General features: G+C 59.0%; 12 protein-coding genes. 8 read left to right on the forward strand and 4 right to left on the reverse strand.

Going from position 1 to position 17,438, the window contains the following annotated elements; genetic code table 11:
• Nucleotides 1-38 precede the first annotated feature (38 nt).
• The 4 genes from QMK50_RS01110 (at nt 39) to QMK50_RS01125 (ending at nt 3,930) form a co-directional block, all read left to right on the forward strand.
• Nucleotides 39-1,016: a heme utilization protein gene (locus QMK50_RS01110; protein WP_320332262.1), complete on the forward strand. Its 978-nt coding sequence runs from the start codon at nt 39-41 to the stop codon at nt 1,014-1,016.
• 64 nt (nt 1,017-1,080) lie between these two features.
• Nucleotides 1,081-1,761, forward strand: coding sequence for a C39 family peptidase (locus tag QMK50_RS01115; protein ID WP_320332263.1), 681 nt, complete (start codon nt 1,081-1,083; stop codon nt 1,759-1,761).
• 47 nt (nt 1,762-1,808) lie between these two features.
• On the forward strand, nt 1,809-2,570 hold the full coding sequence (locus QMK50_RS01120) for a hypothetical protein (protein WP_320332264.1): 762 nt from the start codon (nt 1,809-1,811) through the stop codon (nt 2,568-2,570).
• A gap of 46 nt (nt 2,571-2,616) precedes the next feature.
• Nucleotides 2,617-3,930, forward strand: a complete 1,314-nt coding sequence (locus QMK50_RS01125) for a hypothetical protein (protein WP_320332265.1) — start codon at nt 2,617-2,619, stop codon at nt 3,928-3,930.
• A 66-nt stretch (nt 3,931-3,996) separates the two neighbouring features.
• Here the strand turns inward: QMK50_RS01125 and QMK50_RS01130 are convergent, their stop codons facing one another.
• Nucleotides 3,997-5,322: a sigma-54 dependent transcriptional regulator gene (locus QMK50_RS01130; RefSeq protein ID WP_320332266.1), complete on the reverse strand. Its 1,326-nt coding sequence runs from the start codon at nt 5,320-5,322 to the stop codon at nt 3,997-3,999.
• A 343-nt stretch (nt 5,323-5,665) separates the two neighbouring features.
• Between QMK50_RS01130 and QMK50_RS01135 the strand changes: the two genes are divergently transcribed.
• From QMK50_RS01135 to nhaB, 3 genes are all read left to right on the forward strand, one after another.
• Nucleotides 5,666-5,932: a hypothetical protein gene (locus tag QMK50_RS01135; RefSeq protein WP_095170447.1), complete on the forward strand. Its 267-nt coding sequence runs from the start codon at nt 5,666-5,668 to the stop codon at nt 5,930-5,932.
• 305 nt (nt 5,933-6,237) lie between these two features.
• Complete coding sequence (locus QMK50_RS01140; protein WP_320332267.1) at nt 6,238-7,536, forward strand: hypothetical protein; 1,299 nt, start codon at nt 6,238-6,240, stop codon at nt 7,534-7,536.
• 94 nt (nt 7,537-7,630) lie between these two features.
• Entirely contained in the window at nt 7,631-9,133 is a 1,503-nt protein-coding gene (gene nhaB, locus QMK50_RS01145) for a sodium/proton antiporter NhaB (protein WP_320332268.1), read from the forward strand.
• Nucleotides 9,134-9,253: 120 nt separating this feature from the next.
• On the opposite strand, the gene zwf is transcribed toward nhaB, so the two are convergent.
• Nucleotides 9,254-10,774 carry a glucose-6-phosphate dehydrogenase gene (gene zwf / locus QMK50_RS01150; RefSeq protein WP_320332269.1) on the reverse strand — a complete coding sequence of 507 codons (1,521 nt, stop codon included), beginning with the start codon at nt 10,772-10,774 and terminating at the stop codon, nt 9,254-9,256.
• Nucleotides 10,771-11,805 carry a phosphogluconate dehydrogenase (NAD(+)-dependent, decarboxylating) gene (gene gnd, locus QMK50_RS01155; protein ID WP_413787317.1) on the reverse strand — a complete coding sequence of 345 codons (1,035 nt, stop codon included), beginning with the start codon at nt 11,803-11,805 and terminating at the stop codon, nt 10,771-10,773. The genes zwf and gnd overlap by 4 nt, the downstream gene beginning before the upstream one ends.
• A 222-nt stretch (nt 11,806-12,027) precedes the next feature.
• Between gnd and QMK50_RS01160 the strand changes: the two genes are divergently transcribed.
• Nucleotides 12,028-12,213: a DUF6026 family protein gene (locus QMK50_RS01160; RefSeq protein WP_320332271.1), complete on the forward strand. Its 186-nt coding sequence runs from the start codon at nt 12,028-12,030 to the stop codon at nt 12,211-12,213.
• Nucleotides 12,214-12,284: 71 nt separating this feature from the next.
• On the opposite strand, the gene QMK50_RS01165 is transcribed toward QMK50_RS01160, so the two are convergent.
• Complete coding sequence (locus QMK50_RS01165) at nt 12,285-17,228, reverse strand: dermonecrotic toxin domain-containing protein (protein WP_320332272.1); 4,944 nt, start codon at nt 17,226-17,228, stop codon at nt 12,285-12,287.
• Nucleotides 17,229-17,438 lie beyond the last annotated feature (210 nt).

The raw sequence follows: 17,438 nt of genomic DNA on the forward strand, positions 1-17,438 counted from the left end.
ACCAACACTTAACCAACTAATAAGCACGGAGAAACACCATGAAACCTACAACAGCTCTGAAACCACTGGTTTTCGCTCTGGCAGCGGTCATGGCAATTGCGGCTCAGGCCGATGGCGGCAAACGTCATCATCCGACTAAACCACAGGGTCCAACCCTGGATCAGATCCTGTCTATCACCGCCGGTGCGGGCGCAGCGGTTCTCGACCAGCAGGACAGCTCTGACAACAGTGTGCTCAATCAGGGCACCAAAAACACCTCCAAGGCTGATAGCTCGCTCAATGGCTCCAGCGGCAACATGGGTGCCAACGTTGCAGCCGGTGACGGCAACCAACAAGACAACGTTGCAGCGATCGCCACCGCCGATGAAAAATTCATCTTCGGTAGCGCTGTTGCAATCTCCAGCGCCACTCAAAACAATACCGACAACTCTGTGACCAACCGCTCCACGAGCAACCTGGCCACGGTGAACAACGTTGGCAACGGCAGCTCGGGCAACATCGGCGTCAACTCTGCCGCTGGCGACTTCAACCAACAGAAAAACAACCTGGCCATTGCCGTATCGGCCGGTCGCGTAGCTACCGCAGCTGCCGCGGCCAACCAGACGTCCTCCGGCCTGGATGTAGACAACAAAGCTGATCGCGTCACCAAAGTGGTTGACCTCAAAGGCAGCTTCAAAGCCCACGGCAGCTACAAAGGCACCGGCTACGGCACCATTGACGGTGGCAAAAAAGGTCACGACGACGACGACAAATATGGCGGTGGCAACAACAAGGATCAGAAATTCACCTTCAAAGAACAAGGCAGTGTCGAGCTGGCTGGCTACTGGACTCAGCAAGTGCTGACCAAAGATGGCTGGAAAAACCCAGTGGTCAACAATGCTTCGATGACCAACTCGATGAACGGCTTCTCGGGTAATGGTGGTACCAACGTTGCAGCTGGTGTGGGTAACCAACAAAGCAACTCGCTGTCCATCGCTGCAGGTTGCAAGGCTTGCCAAGGCGGCAACACCTTCTAACTGCGACGAACCTGAAAGCCCCGGAAACGGGGCTTTTCTTCAGACCCCACAAGGCGTATCGACCATGCGAGTTGCTGCCCTCTCCCTTATGCTTTGTCTGTCTGGCCTGACTCAGGCCGCACAGATGCCCGTGGCCGCCCTACCCGGCGGTGTCATGGTCTACAAGGATGTGCAAAGCCTGCGCGAGCGCAAGTTTGCCGATCTGGTCGAACAGAAAACCGACTTCAGCTGCGGTGCTGCCACACTGGCAACCATCTTGCGCCAAGCCTATTGGCTGGATGTCGATGAAGAGCACATCATCAAAGGCATGCTGGTCAATGCAGACCAGGACCTGGTACGTACCCAGGGCTTTTCCATGCTCGACATGAAGCGCTACATCGAAAGTATCGGTATGCGTGCCCGGGGCTATCGTATTCCTGCGGAAAAACTGGAAGCGATTACGATCCCCGTAGTGGTTCTGATGGATATTCGCGGCTACAAGCACTTCGTGGTATTGCAGCGGACCGATAAAAACTGGGTGTACATCGGAGATCCGGTCCTGGGCCATAAACGTTACTCCCACGATGATTTTGTCAAAGGTTGGAACGGTATTGTGTTTGCCATCATCGGCCCCGGTTACGACAAGACCAACGCCTTGCTCGACCCGCCGACGCCGCTGACCGCCAAGAACAAGCTGGATAACTTCAACCCTGTCAAAGATGCCGAACTGATGGATTTCGGGTTCATTCAGAGCGATTTCTTCTAGGCGCTCAAAAAAGATAAAGGAGCAGATGGACGCTCCAGGAGCCGAAGATGAAAACTTCACATTGGGTGGTCGCCGCTTGCTTGACTGTGAGCCTTCCGACGCTCGCCCACGCAGGTTTCAAACCGATCGAGATCAAAGACTCGGAGCTCTCCGAGTTGCGCGGTCGCTACGTCATGCCGGGCCGAATCATCAGCTTCGGCGTGGTCATGAGCAGCACCTGGCGCAATGCCAGCGGCGACATCATCGGGGCCTCTACCTCGATGCAGATTCAAGCTTCCACGGTCAAACCGCAGTTTTATGTATCCACGGTGAATGAGCCAGGCTCGGGCGGTAAAGGTCATTCCAATCAACAAGGCACCGGCAACATCTATGGCGGTGCAGCCTTGAACAATACACAAGGTGTTACCCAAAGCGTGCGCGCAGCAGGCGATGGCAACACCGCCTACAACAATGTAGCGATCGACGTGAAAGAAGCGTCCAGTGCCCCCGCCGCACTCGCCCCTCCTCCTGGCAGCCAGGTGCTGACTGCAGGTAATACCATCAATGCCAGCAACGCCGCGGGTTCGATCGCCATATCGGCAAACAGCGGCGGTATCCAGATGGCCATCGCGGCCAACAATAACCAGGGCAGTGCCCTGCAACAGGTCGCCCAAGGTGGCTTGCTGCAAAACACTCGGCTGTTGGGCGACAGCAACATGGTTAACAACCTGACTCAGCTCAACGTGGTACTCAATAACAACGGCCCAAGTCCTGGCGCTTTGGATTGCAACCTTAGTCAACTCAAAGGCCTACGCAACATGGGATATTGAACTACGCTGACTTTCGACCATTGGGCTCAAAGGGACGGCTTATTTCATGTATCGATCGGTGTCATTACGCGCGGTTGTATGTCTGAGTACTCTATTCCCCGCTGCACTGCTGCAAGCAGCGTCGGACCCGGATGTAGAGTCCCTGAAACAGGAGCTTCTGGAGCTGAAACAACGTTACGAAGTCCAGCAAAAAGCCCTGGCGGTGCTCGAGCAGCGAGTCCGCCAGGTTGAAGAACAACCGGCCGAGCCGCCACCGAAACGGCTGGCCAAATCGCCCGCCGACATGCGCGGCAACACCCAAGTCGCCGGTACAGGCGCCGGGGCAGCATCAGGTGGGGCCGCTGGGGGCGGAGGCGCCAAGGGCAGTTCCTATGGCCAATCACTGGCCGACGACACCCAACCAGCACAGAGTGTGTCGAACCTCTATGACGAAGCCAGTGGCTTCTTCGGGGGCGGCAAGTTCAGCGTCGAAACAGGCGTGACCTATGCCCGCTATGACACGCGCACCCTGATTCTCAACGGGTTCCTGGCCCTGGACTCGATTTTCCTCGGCAATATCAACCTGGATCGGATCAAGGCGGACAACTGGACTTTCGACCTGACCGGTCGCTATAACCTGAACAATCGCTGGCAATTCGACCTCAACGTGCCAGTGGTCTACCGCGAGTCGACCTACCAGTCCGGCGGTGCGTCGGGCGGCGCGGCGAACGTGACGTCCGAGGAAACCGTGACCCAGGATCCAACCATCGGTGACGTTAACTTCGGTGTTGCCTACAAGTTCCTCGATGAGTCGGTCAACTCTCCGGATGCGGTGTTTACCCTGCGCGTCAAGGCGCCGACCGGCAAGGAGCCATTCGGCATCAAGCTGCGCCAGGTCGACAGCAACAGTAACCTGTTCATCCCGGATGACCTGCCGACCGGTAACGGTGTCTGGTCAATCACCCCGGGGGTCTCTCTGGTCAAGACCTTCGACCCGGCCGTACTCTTCGGCTCCTTGTCCTACACCCATAACCTGGAGGAGTCGTTCGATGACATCAGCTCCACGGTCAACGTCGATACACCGGGCAAGGTGCGCTTGGGCGACAGCTTCCAGATTGGCGCGGGTGTTGCGTTTGCCTTGAACGAAAAAATGAGTATGTCGTTCTCGGTCTCCGACCTGGTGCAACGCAAGAGCAAGCTCAAGGCCGATGGCGGTGACTGGCAATCGGTTACTTCCAGCGACGCCAACGCCGGCTACTTCAACGTCGGCATGACCGTGGCGGCCAGCGACAACCTGACCATCGTCCCCAACCTGTCGATCGGCCTGACCGACGATGCGCCGGACTTCACCTTCAGCCTGAAATTCCCTTACTACTTCTGACCCGTGTCACACAGCAAAAGGCCCGCTGCGAGGTGATCGCAGCGGGCCTTTCACTTTCACCGCGCCCTAGCGGATCTGGTGCTTGTGCAGCAAGCGGTAGAACGTTGGCCGGGACACCCCCAGCACCCGGGCGGCGACACTGAGGTTGTCGCTGTGCCGGTTCAGAACATCACACAAGGCTTGGCGTTCGGCTCGGGTCTTGTAGTCTTCCAGGGTGCCCATGGGCGTGGCGATCGCCTGATGGCTGATCAAGCCGAGGTCACGGGCCTCGATCTGCCGGCCTTCGGCCAACACCAGGCCGCGGCGCACCCGGTTCGCCAGTTCACGGACATTGCCCGGCCAATCGTGCTTGCCCATGGCCACCAGGGCGTCCTCGCTGAAACTGCGGGGCCGGCGTCCGGTTTCCTGGCTATAGAAGTGGGAGAAATGGTTGGCCAGCATCGACAAGTCGCCATGGCGCTCGCGCAAAGGCGCGGTAATCACTTGCAGGACATTGAGCCGGTAATACAGGTCTTCGCGAAAGCGCTTGGCCTCGATGGCCGACTCGAGGTCAACGTGCGTGGCGGCCAGTACCCGCACATCCACCGCAATTGGCTGGCTGCCGCCTACCCGCTCGATATGTTTTTCCTGCAGGAAGCGCAACAGGTTGGCTTGCAATTCCAGCGGCAGGTCGCCGATTTCGTCGAGAAACAGCGTGCCGCCATGCGCGGCCTCGATGCGGCCGATCTTGCGCTGGTGGGCGCCGGTGAAGGCACCCTTCTCATGGCCAAACAGTTCGGACTGGATCAGGTGTTCGGGGATCGCCCCGCAGTTGATCGCCACAAAGGGCTTGCTGTGGCGTTGCGACTGGCGGTGCAGGGTCCTGGCCACCAGTTCCTTGCCGGTGCCGCTTTCGCCACGGATCAACACCGGGGACTCGGTCGGCGCCAGCTTGCTGAGCAGTTTGCGCAGTTCGCGGATCGGTTTGCTGTCGCCCAGCAGTTCGTGCGCCGGCTGGTCGACATGGATCGTACCCTGGCCGCGCAAGCGCGCCATGCCAAAGGCCCGGCCCAGGGTGACCTGGACCCTGGAGACGTCGAACGGCAAGGTATGAAAGTCGAAGAACCATTCGCAGACAAAGTCGCCAACGTTCTGCAGGCGTAACACTTCCTGGTTCAATACGGCAATCCATTCGGTGCCGCTGCGGCTGATGAGGTCCTTGACCGCTTCGGGCCGCTCCAGGTGAAACGGTTGCAGGCGCAGCAGGCCGACGTCGCAACTGCGGTCGCCGGCATTTTCCAGGCTGCAGCTGTCGACATCCCAGCCGATGGCGCGCAGACCGGGCAACAATTGGTGGCAATCGTCACAGGGATCCACCACCAACAGACGGCGTAGTGCAGGGACTTCGAGCATGACTGTTCCTTGGCGCCAAATAATGGAAAAGTTATTAGAAACAGTCGTTTGGCAGACCTGGGTGTAACATTAGCAAGAACTTGACAGGGTCTTGTATCGTTTAACTATAAGGTTAATGGCGTTTTAGTTATAAGTAGCAAGTTGCTTAGCAAGCTATCGAATCCCAAGCTTTCATTCAGCTTTCAAAGTGTCTGCTAATCCCAAGTCTATGAAAGAAAGTTTAAATTTCTTTAGAAGATGTGTGACCTACCCGGTGGTTGCGCGCATCAGTACAAGTAACCAGCCGAACGGTAAGCCCAACCGACGGCAGATCACTTGATTGGGCACTACGAGAGAAGACCCCATGAACGCCCCGCTCCGTCTCAACGAAGCTCTTTTGATTGCCGACCACGCATTTACTCCTTTCCAATGCGTGGCTTGGGCCCCACAAGATGGCACTGGCGAACTGACGCTGACCGTGATCGACCGTACCAGCACCCCGATTGAACGCAAGCAAGTGCCGTCCAGCATCTACACCGACCCGGTACAGCTCGAGAGCCTGCTCAAGCAGGCGCGTGCCGAACTGAGCGAAGAAGGTTACCAGTTGCAATCCTGGACTATGCCGCAATAAAACAGCGCGCGGGTCACTGATCCAGGTGGCCCGCCTGTTTATCGAGATAACTTCCTGGCATCCTCTGCCGCAATCTCGGTGAGCCTTGGTTAGTTAGCCAGGAAAACTCCGGTTAATTGACGACAAGCGGTCGCTTTTCATGGCTAATCCGAACTTCAGCTCGCAAAGACACTGTTCTGGCACACAACGCCGCACCGCCTGTAATTTCTGACAGTTGTGCATTATTTGAATCAGCGCTTGAATGTTTTCTTCATTAAGTCCTCCTCCTCGATACCGGATCAGGTCGACTCGCAAGGAGAAGCGGCATGTCCATCCACGCCATTCACAGCGCCCTGGCTTACTGTGCCCCCACAGATACGGCAGGACAACTTGACAGCAGTTTTGCCTGCGCCGGCAAAGCCTGGGTCGATTTCCCCGGCAGCCAGTGGAGCCTGGCCAATGACGTTACGGTCGACCGCCAGGGCCGATTGCTGGTCGCGGCCAAAGTCGGCCTGGATCACGGCTGCCATTTCGGCCTGGCCCGCCTGCACACGGACGGTTCGCCGGACCTGAGCTTTGGCACTCAGGGCTGCGTGCTCGGACAATTCGCGCCAGGCCTGGAGTCCTCTGGCGGCAAGGTGCTGGCCTTGGCCGACGGGCGCATCCTGGTATCGGGTCTGATATATGAAAGCCCATACCGCACCCTCCCTGCCCTCGCCTTGTTCGACTCTCAGGGTCGCCCGGACTTCTCGTTCGGTGATGGCGGCGTACAGGTGGTCCGCCTGCCGGGCAACCTATCCCAGGGCCTGCGTGACGCCTGGCTGCCTCCCGGCGTACCCGGCGCCGAAGCCTGCGACGCTCAGGTTCAGGCCGATGGGCGGATCCTGCTATTGGCCAATCACCATTTCGAATTTGCCGATCATGTCGGCATCCTGATTCGCCTGGAGCCGGACGGCAGCCTCGACACGTCGTTCAATGGCCGGGGGTTTGTCATGGTCCGCCATTTACTCCTCAACACCTGGCTGTCCAGCATCCTGGTGCAGCGCGATGGCGCAATTGTGGTCGGCGGCTCGATCGACCTGCCCCAGGAAGGTTTGCTGGCACGCTTCGACAAGGATGGCCGTCTGGATAGCAGTTTTGCCGAACACGGCTTCCTGAGTTTCCGCGCCCAGGAGCGCAGTGCCCAGGTCAGTCGGGTGGTGCAACACGTGGATGGGCACCTGCAGTGTTTTGGCAGCAGTCGCGACCCAATGCATTGCCTGTCCCTGAACGTACGTTGCGATGGTCGTCCAGACATGACTAACAACGCAGGCCATGCCCACTTCACACAGATCGCCAAGGTTCCCAGCCAATGGACGGCTGCAACTACCTGCCCGGATGGTCGGGTGCTCAGCGTGGGTGCCACTATCGGCGGGGTCGAGGCAGACTTCCTGATCGCCCGGCACCTGGCCGACGGCCGCCCGGACCTGGATTTCGGCGAGGGTAACGGCTGGGTTCGCACCCGCCTGGGGCATAGCCTGGACACCGCGACCTCACTGGTGGTGCAGGCGGACGAAGGCATCGTGGTCGGCGGCTACTCGCTGGACGGTCACTATCGTGCCGTGCTGGTTCGCTATCGGGCTTAACCCCGATCGTTCATGAACAACAATAAAACTCAAGAACTTGATCTTGTCCGAGTGTTACGGCAAGTTGCGCGCTTCTTAATCAAAGGAGCAGCCGATGTCCGGTTCAATGGCCCAGGCGTTTGCGCATAATTTCCTCGGGCATTCGCCGCGCTGGTACAAGGCGAGCATTCTCGCTTTCCTGATACTCAACCCCTTGCTGCTGTGGACCGCGGGCCCGGTGGTGGCTGGCTGGTTGCTGGTGGCCGAGTTCATCTTCTGCCTGGCCATGGCCCTCAAGTGCTACCCCTTGATGCCGGGTGGCTTGCTGATGGTCGAGGCACTGCTGCTGGGCATGACCACGCCCCAGGCGCTGTATGACGAGTTGCTACACAACTTCCCGGTGATCCTGCTGCTGATGTTCATGGTGGCCGGGATTTATTTCATGAAGGACCTGCTGCTGTTCCTGTTTTCCCGGTTGTTGCTGGGGGTTCGCTCCAAGGCCGTACTGGCGTTGCTGTTCTGCTTTCTCTCAGCCTTTCTTTCGGCGTTTCTCGACGCCTTGACCGTGACGGCGGTGATCATCAGCGCGGCAGTGGGGTTTTACTCGGTCTATCACCGCGTCGCCTCGGGCAACGATCCGCGCCAGGACAGTGCGTTCAATGAAGACCACGACTTGCCGGTGTTGCACCACGAAGACCTCGAACAGTTCCGCGCCTTCCTGCGCAGCCTATTGATGCACGGCGCGGTGGGGACTGCCCTGGGTGGCGTCTGCACCCTGGTGGGTGAGCCGCAGAACCTGCTGATCGGCCATGAGATGGGCTGGCATTTTGCAGAATTCTTCCTCAAGGTCGCGCCGGTCTCGCTGCCGGTACTGGCCGCCGGCCTGGTGACCTGTGTGCTGCTGGAGAAACTGCGCTGGTTCGGGTATGGCACGCTGCTCCCGGACTCCGTACGCACGGTGCTGGCCGACTACGCGGCACAGGACAACGCCGAACGCACCAACCGCCAGCGCGCAGCCTTGTTGGTGCAAGGCGCAGCGGCGGTGATCCTGATCATCTGCCTGGCGCTGCACGTGGCTGAAGTGGGCCTGATCGGGCTGATGGTGATTGTGTTGATCACTTCGCTGACCGGGATTACCGATGAACATCGCCTCGGCAACGCTTTCAAGGACGCCATGCCCTTTACCGCGCTGCTGGTGGCTTTTTTTGCCGTGGTGGCAGTCATTCACGATCAACAACTGTTCACCCCGTTGATCCAGTGGGTGCTGGCCCTGCCCGTCGAGCAGCAACCGGGCATGCTGTTCATTGCCAATGGCCTGTTATCGGCGATCAGTGACAATGTGTTCGTAGCGACTATCTATATCACCGAGGTCAAGCAGGCGTTCCTCTCCGGCCACATGAGCCGGGAGCACTTCGAGACCCTGGCGATTGCCATCAACACCGGTACTAACCTGCCCAGCGTTGCCACTCCCAACGGTCAGGCGGCATTCCTGTTCCTGCTGACCTCGGCGATCGCGCCGCTGATTAGCCTGTCGTACGGGCGCATGGTGTGGATGGCGTTGCCCTATACCGTGGTGATGGGCGTATTGGGTTGGTATGCGGTGAGCTACTGGTTGTAGCGGTGTGCGAGCGAGAGCCCGCTCCAGGCTGAACGCGTAACCTTGTGGGAGCGAGCTTGCTCGCGATGGTCTGGGGTGCGCCGCGGTCGCCAACGATAACGCGTCGGCCTGGCATCGGGGTCAGCCCAGGCTGTGCCACTTGCGGCCGTCGCGGGCCAGCAGTTCGTCGGCGGCGCTGGGGCCGTCGGTGCCGGCGGCATAGGCCTGGACGCTGGCGTCCTCCTGCCAGGCATCGAGGAAGGGTTGCACCGCACGCCAGCCGTTTTCGATGTTGTCGGCGCGCTGGAACAGGGTCTGATCGCCGGTCAGGCAATCGTAGATCAAGGTTTCGTAGCCCGTGGAGGGCTGCATTTCGAAGAAATCCTTGTAGGCAAACCCGAGTTCGATGTTGGCCATGTCCAGCGCCGGGCCCGGACGTTTGGCCAGCAGGTCGAACCACATGCCTTCATTGGGCTGGATCTGAATTCTGAGGTAAGTCGGTTGTAGCTCATCGACTTCCGTATCGCGAAACTGCGCGTAGGGCGCAGGCTTGAAGCAGATGGCAATTTCCGTGTCGCGCACGCTCATGCGCTTGCCGGTGCGCAGGTAGAACGGCACGCCGACCCAGCGCCAGTTGTCGATCATCACTTTGAGCGCCACGAAGGTTTCCGTGGTGCTGTCAGGCGCCACTTTGGGCTCCTCGCGATAACCGGCCACCGGCTGGCCGCCGCTGTCTCCCGCGCTGTACTGGCCACGTACCGAGTTGGCACGCGCCTCAGCCGTTGACCAGGGGCGGATCGCCCCCACCACCTTGGCCTTTTCACCGCGGACCGCATCGGCGCCAAACGCCGCCGGCGGTTCCATGGCAACCATGGCCAACAGCTGGAACAGGTGGTTGGGCACCATGTCGCGCAAGGCGCCAGTGTGCTCGTAAAAACTGCCACGGGTCTCGACGCCGACGGTTTCCGCGGCGGTGATCTGGACGTGGTCGATGTAATGGTTGTTCCAGAACGCTTCGAACAGGCTGTTGGAAAACCGGCTGACCAGAATGTTCTGCACGGTTTCCTTGCCCAGGTAGTGGTCGATCCGGTAGATCTGCTTTTCCGTCATCACCTTGAGCAGACACGCGTTCAAGGCTTCGGCGGTATGCAGGTCGGAACCAAAGGGCTTTTCAATCACCACCCGGCGAAAAGCCTCGGGGCCCTCCTCCAGCAGCCCGGCCGAACCGAGCTGGCGCACCACTTCGCTGAAGAAACGCGGTGCGGTGGCCAGGTAGAACACCGCATTGCCTGTGCCGCTCTCGGCGATTTTCGCCGCCAGCGCCTGGTAGGTGCTGGCGTCGAGAAAGTCACCCTGGACGTAGCTGATGCCCTTGGCCAGCTTGGCCCAGAGCGCCGGGTCCAGGGAGTCATGGCCGTTACCGACCTTGTTCGCCGCCTCGTTGCGGATGAAGTCTTCGAGTTTTTTCGCGAAGTCGAGATCGCTGATGGCGTTGTGATCCACCCCGATGATCCGCAAGTTGTCCCCCAACAAACCATCGCGACTGAGGTTGTACAGCGCCGGCATCAGCAAGCGCTTGACCAGGTCGCCATGGGCACCGAACAGAAACAGTGTGGTCGCCGGTGCTGGTTGTGCCTTGGACTTCTTGCGGATCGAGGTCATTTTTTCGGAGTCTCGACGTGGCCACCAAAACCGAAGCGTTGGGCCGAAAGAATCTTGTCACCGTAGACGCCTTGCTGGCGCGAGCGATACCGGGAGAACAGCGAGCTGGACAACACCGGCACCGGCACTGCCTGTTCCATGGCCGCCTCGATGGTCCAGCGCCCTTCACCGCTGTCAGCCACGGAGCCGGAGTAACCCTCAAGCTTCGGATCGCTGGCCAGTGCATCGGCGGTCAGGTCCAGCAACCAGGACGAAACTACGCTGCCACGACGCCAAACCTCTGCGATATCGGCGACGTTCAGCTCAAAACGCTGGTCTTCCGGCAGCATTTCCGAGGATTTGGTCTTGAGGATGTCGAAGCCTTCGGCAAATGCCTGCATCATCCCGTATTCGATACCGTTGTGAATCATCTTAACGAAATGCCCGGAACCGGCGGGGCCGGCGTGGATATAGCCGCGCTCGGCACGGTCATCTTCCGACACCCGGTCCTTGGTCCGCGGAATATCGCCCATGCCCGGGGCCAGCGCCTCGAACAAGGGGTCCAAACGCTTCACTTCGTCGCAGTCACCACCGATCATCATGCAATAACCACGCTCCAGGCCCCATACGCCACCGGAGGTGCCGACGTCGATGTACTTCAGGCCTTTTTGCGCCAAGGTCTTGGCACGACGGATATCGTCTTTATAGAAGGTGTTGCCGCCGTCGATGATCACATCACCGGCTTCCAGCAGCTCGCTCAGGGTTTCGATGGTGTCTTCGGTCGGTGCGCCAGCGGGCAACATGACCCATACCGCGCGCGGCTTGGCCAGGCCAGCCACCAGTGCCGGCAGGTCGGCAACGCCGGTCGCGCCTTCTTGAGCCAGGGTATCAACGAACGCGGTGTTGCGGTCGTAGACCACAGTGCTATGCCCGTTGAGCATCAGGCGCCGTGCAATGTTGCCGCCCATGCGGCCCAGTCCAATGATCCCTAATTGCATGTGCTGATGCTCCTTACTGCGAAAAAATAGTGTGCCAAAAGTCGATAGCGCCACGAACCAAGTCAAGCTTAGTCCAGAGCGTTGCTACATAGTTTCCGGGCATTTTGCCTGAACTATAGGGATAACGTCCCAAACAATGGCGAAGACACAGGGACAACGTAAAATAAAAAAGTTCCCTTCAACGGCAAAAGAAATCAAAATCGCCGTCGAAAGTGGCTGCGCACACGCTTCTGCGTGCCGGACCACCGTTGTCAGACGCCATTTGCGAGGTGAGCAATGGGCACAGTAGTAACCGCACTCCCAGTACAAACCCTGTACGTCACCGTTCGTCGTGATGAACTGCGCCAACTCAAGGCCGAACGCGAGCAGTTGCTCAACGAAGTCGCGCACCTGCGTCAGCAGCTACAGGCGCAGCGCGATGAAGGGTTGACTGCGCGCATGCCGATACGCTCACTGGATTGATCACCCCCGCCTGAAAGGTTGCACCTGCTTCCCCGGCAAGCGCAACGCACTGATCAGGACACCAGGGCATGCTATGCCGTCGGTGGAACGGCATCGAAAAAGTACTTTTTCGCGAACGCCGCCTTCATTCCCCCCGGGTACACCACTTTTCCCGCGTTGAGCTCGGGGTGTTGCACCTGATCCTTGACCGTGACGAACCGCAGGCGCGCCAGTTTCAGGTGGGCTTCGGTCAGGGTCAGGACCGATTTGGCCGTACAGTGAAAGTGTGCGTACCACAGTACCTTTCTACCAATGCGGCTGGTGCTGTCGACGATGTCGTATTCCAGCAAATAGCTTGTTTGATTGGCAGTAGACTTGTCGGTCCAGGACGGATTCTCGACGTGGACCTCCCGCTCCCCCAGCAGGTACTCGAAGCTTCCGGCATTCGGTGGCAGCTGCTTGGTAATCTCGACGCGCAGCTTTTTCCCTTCGCTGGTCAATCGCTCGCTGGTGCTCCTGAGGTCCTGAAATACCTTGACCGCCGCTCCATGGTCCGCGCCCGTAACACCTTTCATTCTCTGTTGAATTTGCGTGGCCAGCTCCGAGAGTTTTTTTGCCTGAGACAAAAACCGGTCTTCCACACTGGCGGGCTCGCGGTACCGGGAGACATCTTTTTTATAGTTTGCGATCAGCGGGGTTATCCCTTCGACCAGTTTCCTGCCGTTGTCCAGCAGCGATTGGAGCGCCAGGGCCGGCTTCGGTGGCGCTGCCACAGGTACTTCAGGCTCCTCCTCCCGCTGCCGGTAAAGATCTTGCCCTTCATCCTTGTAGAAAATGATCTGCTTGTCCGTTGCCGCGTCCTGGACCACCACCGTTTCGCCGGTTTCACCCGAACTTTTCTCGCGGACATCGCCCACTCGAAAACCATCCGCCGTCTGGATCAGGCGCTCGTTGGGGCGCTTGATTCTCCTTCTGGCCTTTTTCACCCGTTCTTCGGCAGGTTGCGCACCCTCTTGCCCTGCGGTCTCTTCCTGCACGTCTTCACTGATCGATTCGCTGAGCTCTGCTTCCGCGATAGCGCGCACCCGCCTCAGCGCCTCAAGGAACTTCTCGAGAAACTGCTGCGGTACGTAGCTTTGTCGATCGCCAACCTTGCGCAGGTTGGCCGCCATCAGTTCCGCATCGTTGTAAACATTGACCGCGTCCTGCAGCAGCTCGACACGCTGCCTGGGCTCAAACCCCTGCGTCGCGCTCAAGCGCAACACGTTGTCCGTCACCGCGCCCAGTTTCGCCTTGCCCAACCCTTCCAGTCCCGCGACTTCCGCCAGGCTGGGCTCAACAAGCCCAGGGTCACCCGCCAATGCCCCGCGCAAACACAACAACTCGTGCACGATCAGCCAGTCGGTGGTTTTCACCCGCTTGTCCAGTATGTCCTTGAGATGTTGTGTCTGCGCCGACAGATAGCCGGTTCTTTGCAGATAGCCTTTTCGGACACTGCTATCCAACACCTCCAACTCTGTCATCAGGCTCTCGAGCCGGGAGCTGATCCTGATGCGCTCCGCAAACCCATTGATGATGCGTTTCCTGGCTTCCAGCAACACACTGTACGGCACATCGGTGACCGCGGTGCGCAGCTCAAAGGCCAGTGGAAAAAGGGTGCGCAATGAAAGCCCCGACTCCTCCCATACCGCCGACACCCGAATCAGGTTTTCGTCGACAACGCCATAGCTGGCGACGAGCGCCTGCAGATTCTCCACAATGGCGTCACGCTGGTAGTCCTTGTCTTTTGCAAGCAGGATCGCGATCTCCTCATACACCTTGATCAGGTCCAGATGACCGTCAATAAAGGTCCTGGCTTTCTTCTTGTAATCGAGGTCGGCGGCGTGCAATTTCTTTCTCAGCGCCACATGCTCTTCCTGCCGCCGGCTGCGCTCTGCACCGATAGCGGCGTCAATGGCCTTGGTCTTGTCGACGATCTCATTGGCGATCGCCGTCGCTCTCTCCAGCGCCCCCTGCCCAACCTCCTGGGCCTGGGTGACACTGGCGTGCAGGCCCGGCAGGCGATCCTTGAGTCTTTTGACTTTCAGCGCATAGTCGGCACGTCGCGCCCGCAGCTGCGAATCGGCGAAGACATCCGACAGGTAGCGACTCATGCCCGGTCCCCCCCCGCGCACACGAAACTCCGGCGCTACCTCCCAGAGATCCTGGCCATTGTTCTTCAGTTCCAGTCCTTTTATCGGCCTCCCAAGATGATCGAGGATGACCACATTGCCGCCCTCGGCGGGCTCTACATTGGCCCATCCGTACCCACGCAGGCGAGCCGGCACTTTTGCATACCAGCGCCCCCCGACCACTACGATGCCTTGGGGCGCTGGCGTTGTGACCACCTGCCCGCGTCCGGCCTGCTCGGTGCTCAGGAAACGCTCCAGCAATCGACGCGAGTCACCCGATACCGGGGTAGAGAAATCCAGCACGCTGTCACTGATGGCGCTGGCCGCACCCGGCCCGATGGGTGGTTTGATCACTGCGCTGACTTCAAGAGCACCCGGCCGGGAGACGATCGCATGGTGCTCGAAGGGTTTTACCGCTGTACCGGCGCCCGGTGAAAGACGCTGGATCAGCAAGGCCACTGCCAGATTGATGAGCAGGTTGTAGGTGAAGTCCTTGGCCGGCTCGCTGTCGTCGCTCGCCAGTGGCTCAAGGGCCTCCAGAACTGCGGTTTCCACCACTAACAACCAGCCAACGGCAGCTGCAGGTCCGCTGACAAAGGGTAATACCGTGTTAAGCACGCTATTGAAGATGATCAAGCCCATCTCTTTCAGCGTATTCCAGCGGTACTCGGCATTGGACAGCGTCTGTTCGTCAGCCAACTGGGCCAGGACGTTGGCGTTGGCTTCATACAAATGAGCCAGCACCTTGTCGTCGAGCTGCTGCAGATCGAATCGGGCGGGAGCCGATGGCCATAGCTGCGTTTCGAATATGATTCCCACCGGGTGGGGTTCCAGAAAACCGCCATTGTCATAGATTTTCCGTGCATCGGGCGCCAACCAGTCGAGGATGCTTTGCTGCAACGATGGATTGGACTTGCTTTGCGCGACCGACACCAGCGCAGGTCGAGGGTCGTTGCTGACGATCTCAGCCATCAAGGCATCGAGCGAAGCAAACTCGATCAATGGTTCGGGGTACAGCGGCCGATACAGCACATGGGGCCCGGCCGTCACATCAGCGGGGCCAAACACAAACATATCGGCAACCACATGCGTGTGGTTCGATACGTCGGTCTTGAAGGCCAGGGTCCTGGCCAGCATCACTTGCCCGCTCACACGCCGAGCTTGCGGATCCGGCTCCATGTTGGCCGCCACACAGCGATACCCGGCATCAGTGAACCCTGAGCGCTTCCTGATCCTGTTCTCCAGTGCCAGCATCGGTAATTGAATGCGCAATTGGTCGCTGAACAGCTTTTCGCGCTCGGCTCGCTGTACCGGATCATCGAGCAGTAGCCTTTTGACTTCATCGGGGTAGTTATTGCCGATATCGGCATCGCGAATCAGTTCCCTGACGGTGTCGAGGGTCATCCAGGCCGGTGCCGCCGAACCGTCCTTGCGCTTGAACTCAGAGACCAGGAATGGCACGCCGGCAAGGTTGTTCAACGCTCGATGAGTCAGGCTGAGGGTTTCACTGGTAAACCGTCCGGTTCCTGGCCCTACGATCACCAACAAACCGTCTTCATTGCGATACTGAGTGATGTCGATCTGGTCTGGATCCACCGCCTCGCCGTACGCGGCCATCCCGTCCTGCAGGACTTCCCGGGCGAATTGCTCAGCCGTACGAATCCCGTGGCTGTACTCCTGCCCCTTGCTCGCCAACTGGAGGGCGGCCAGGCGAAACATGTAGCGACTGTACTCCTGGGTCTCGGCGGGCGTGGCCAGTTCTATCCAGTCAGGCAACTGGCTGCCGACTTCGCTGTACAGTACTTGCTCATACGCACCGGGGTTCTGCTTGAGCAAATGGGGAGCCAGATCCGTCAGACTCGCATAGCGCTCCTCCAGCACTTTCAGGTCCTGGCCTTCGAATACCCCGAAGAAGCTCAAGCTTTCAAGTTGATTATTGAGTAGCGCCTGGGCCTGAGTCACAAAGACATCGCCGAACGACTCATAGGGTTGCAACTCAAGCACACTGAGTTCCTGCCTGCGTCCCCATTTGTCGCCCTCTGAATCAGCGAAGGCCTGCCATGTGTCGTAAGTCTCGATAACGCCGCTGGTGCTGAACCCCATCACAATGTCCCGCGTCGATACCGTGCGCACGGCTACCAGATCAAACGCCAGGTGAGCTTTGTGAGTACGTCCGGTCCGGGCGTGATAGTCGATGAGGAAAACCCGCGTGCAGTCTGGCCCGTAACGAGCCACTCGGTCCTCCTTGATGGGGCAACGAATGACTTGCAGGACGGTATCGACCTGCCCGGCATCCAGAAACGCACCGCTGCCCGAAGGCCCCATGCTGACCAGCAATGCGCTTCTGAGGACATCGCCGAGCCATTGCCAGCGGCTGGTGCCGTCAACCGCCGGCTCATTCCAGTAATCCGTCAGCGCCTGCTGCAATGCAACAAGCATGACCCTGGGCAGTCGTCGCAAGAGGTCTTCGACTTCGCGCATTTCGACGGCGAGCCGCATGTTTTGCCCGTCGCTCAGAAAGTGATCATGGGTGAACGTCAATTCGGCCCTTGCAGTAATGGCGTGAATCATCACCTCGAACAGCGGTGTTGTGGTGTAACCGTCGATCCACGGACCCTCGAGCGCGACAAAGTGACTGCTGTCGCCCTCCCCCTCAAGTGCAGCCCGGTTTGCGCTGACCCAGTTGGGTGAGTTGAGCGAGGTCGTCAACACGTCGATGTTCAGCCCGGGGTACCGATTGTTCAGGGCCGCGCCGAATTGTTTCAGGGCCGCCGTGACCACTATCGGTCGCCCCTTGAACTCTTCATATACCGCCTGCGCCAATGTGTCGGAAACGTCCTCGGGTGTTGCGCGAGTGTCTGTCATTTCAGCATCCTGTTGTCATGGAATGAGCAGCAGGCGCCCTGGCCTGCTTCAACCGGATGTAATGCGGTTTCACTGAAGAACGTGCGGTAACTAAGTATCCTCACCCATAGCTTCACAAAACTTTCACATGAACTTACAGATACTTGTAAACACTGTTGACGCTCGATTTTCGAGCGTTTTTTTGTCACTGGCGCTCAACACTTTCAGTGG

The sequence above is a fragment of the Pseudomonas sp. P5_152 genome (assembly GCF_033989915.1).
Classification (GTDB): Bacteria; Pseudomonadota; Gammaproteobacteria; order Pseudomonadales; family Pseudomonadaceae; genus Aquipseudomonas.

Excerpts from the sequence above, each read along its gene's own strand:
- QMK50_RS01110 (WP_320332262.1), top strand. The coding sequence starts at position 39 with ATGAAACCTACAACAGCTCTGAAACCACTGGTTTTCGCTCTGGCAGCG.
- QMK50_RS01115 (WP_320332263.1), top strand. The coding sequence starts at position 1,081 with ATGCGAGTTGCTGCCCTCTCCCTTATGCTTTGTCTGTCTGGCCTGACT.
- QMK50_RS01120 (WP_320332264.1), top strand. The coding sequence starts at position 1,809 with ATGAAAACTTCACATTGGGTGGTCGCCGCTTGCTTGACTGTGAGCCTT.
- QMK50_RS01125 (WP_320332265.1), top strand. The coding sequence starts at position 2,617 with ATGTATCGATCGGTGTCATTACGCGCGGTTGTATGTCTGAGTACTCTA.
- QMK50_RS01130 (WP_320332266.1), bottom strand. The coding sequence starts at position 5,322 with ATGCTCGAAGTCCCTGCACTACGCCGTCTGTTGGTGGTGGATCCCTGT.
- QMK50_RS01135 (WP_095170447.1), top strand. The coding sequence starts at position 5,666 with ATGAACGCCCCGCTCCGTCTCAACGAAGCTCTTTTGATTGCCGACCAC.
- QMK50_RS01140 (WP_320332267.1), top strand. The coding sequence starts at position 6,238 with ATGTCCATCCACGCCATTCACAGCGCCCTGGCTTACTGTGCCCCCACA.
- nhaB (WP_320332268.1), top strand. The coding sequence starts at position 7,631 with ATGTCCGGTTCAATGGCCCAGGCGTTTGCGCATAATTTCCTCGGGCAT.
- zwf (WP_320332269.1), bottom strand. The coding sequence starts at position 10,774 with ATGACCTCGATCCGCAAGAAGTCCAAGGCACAACCAGCACCGGCGACC.
- QMK50_RS01160 (WP_320332271.1), top strand. The coding sequence starts at position 12,028 with ATGGGCACAGTAGTAACCGCACTCCCAGTACAAACCCTGTACGTCACC.
- QMK50_RS01165 (WP_320332272.1), bottom strand. The coding sequence starts at position 17,228 with ATGACAGACACTCGCGCAACACCCGAGGACGTTTCCGACACATTGGCG.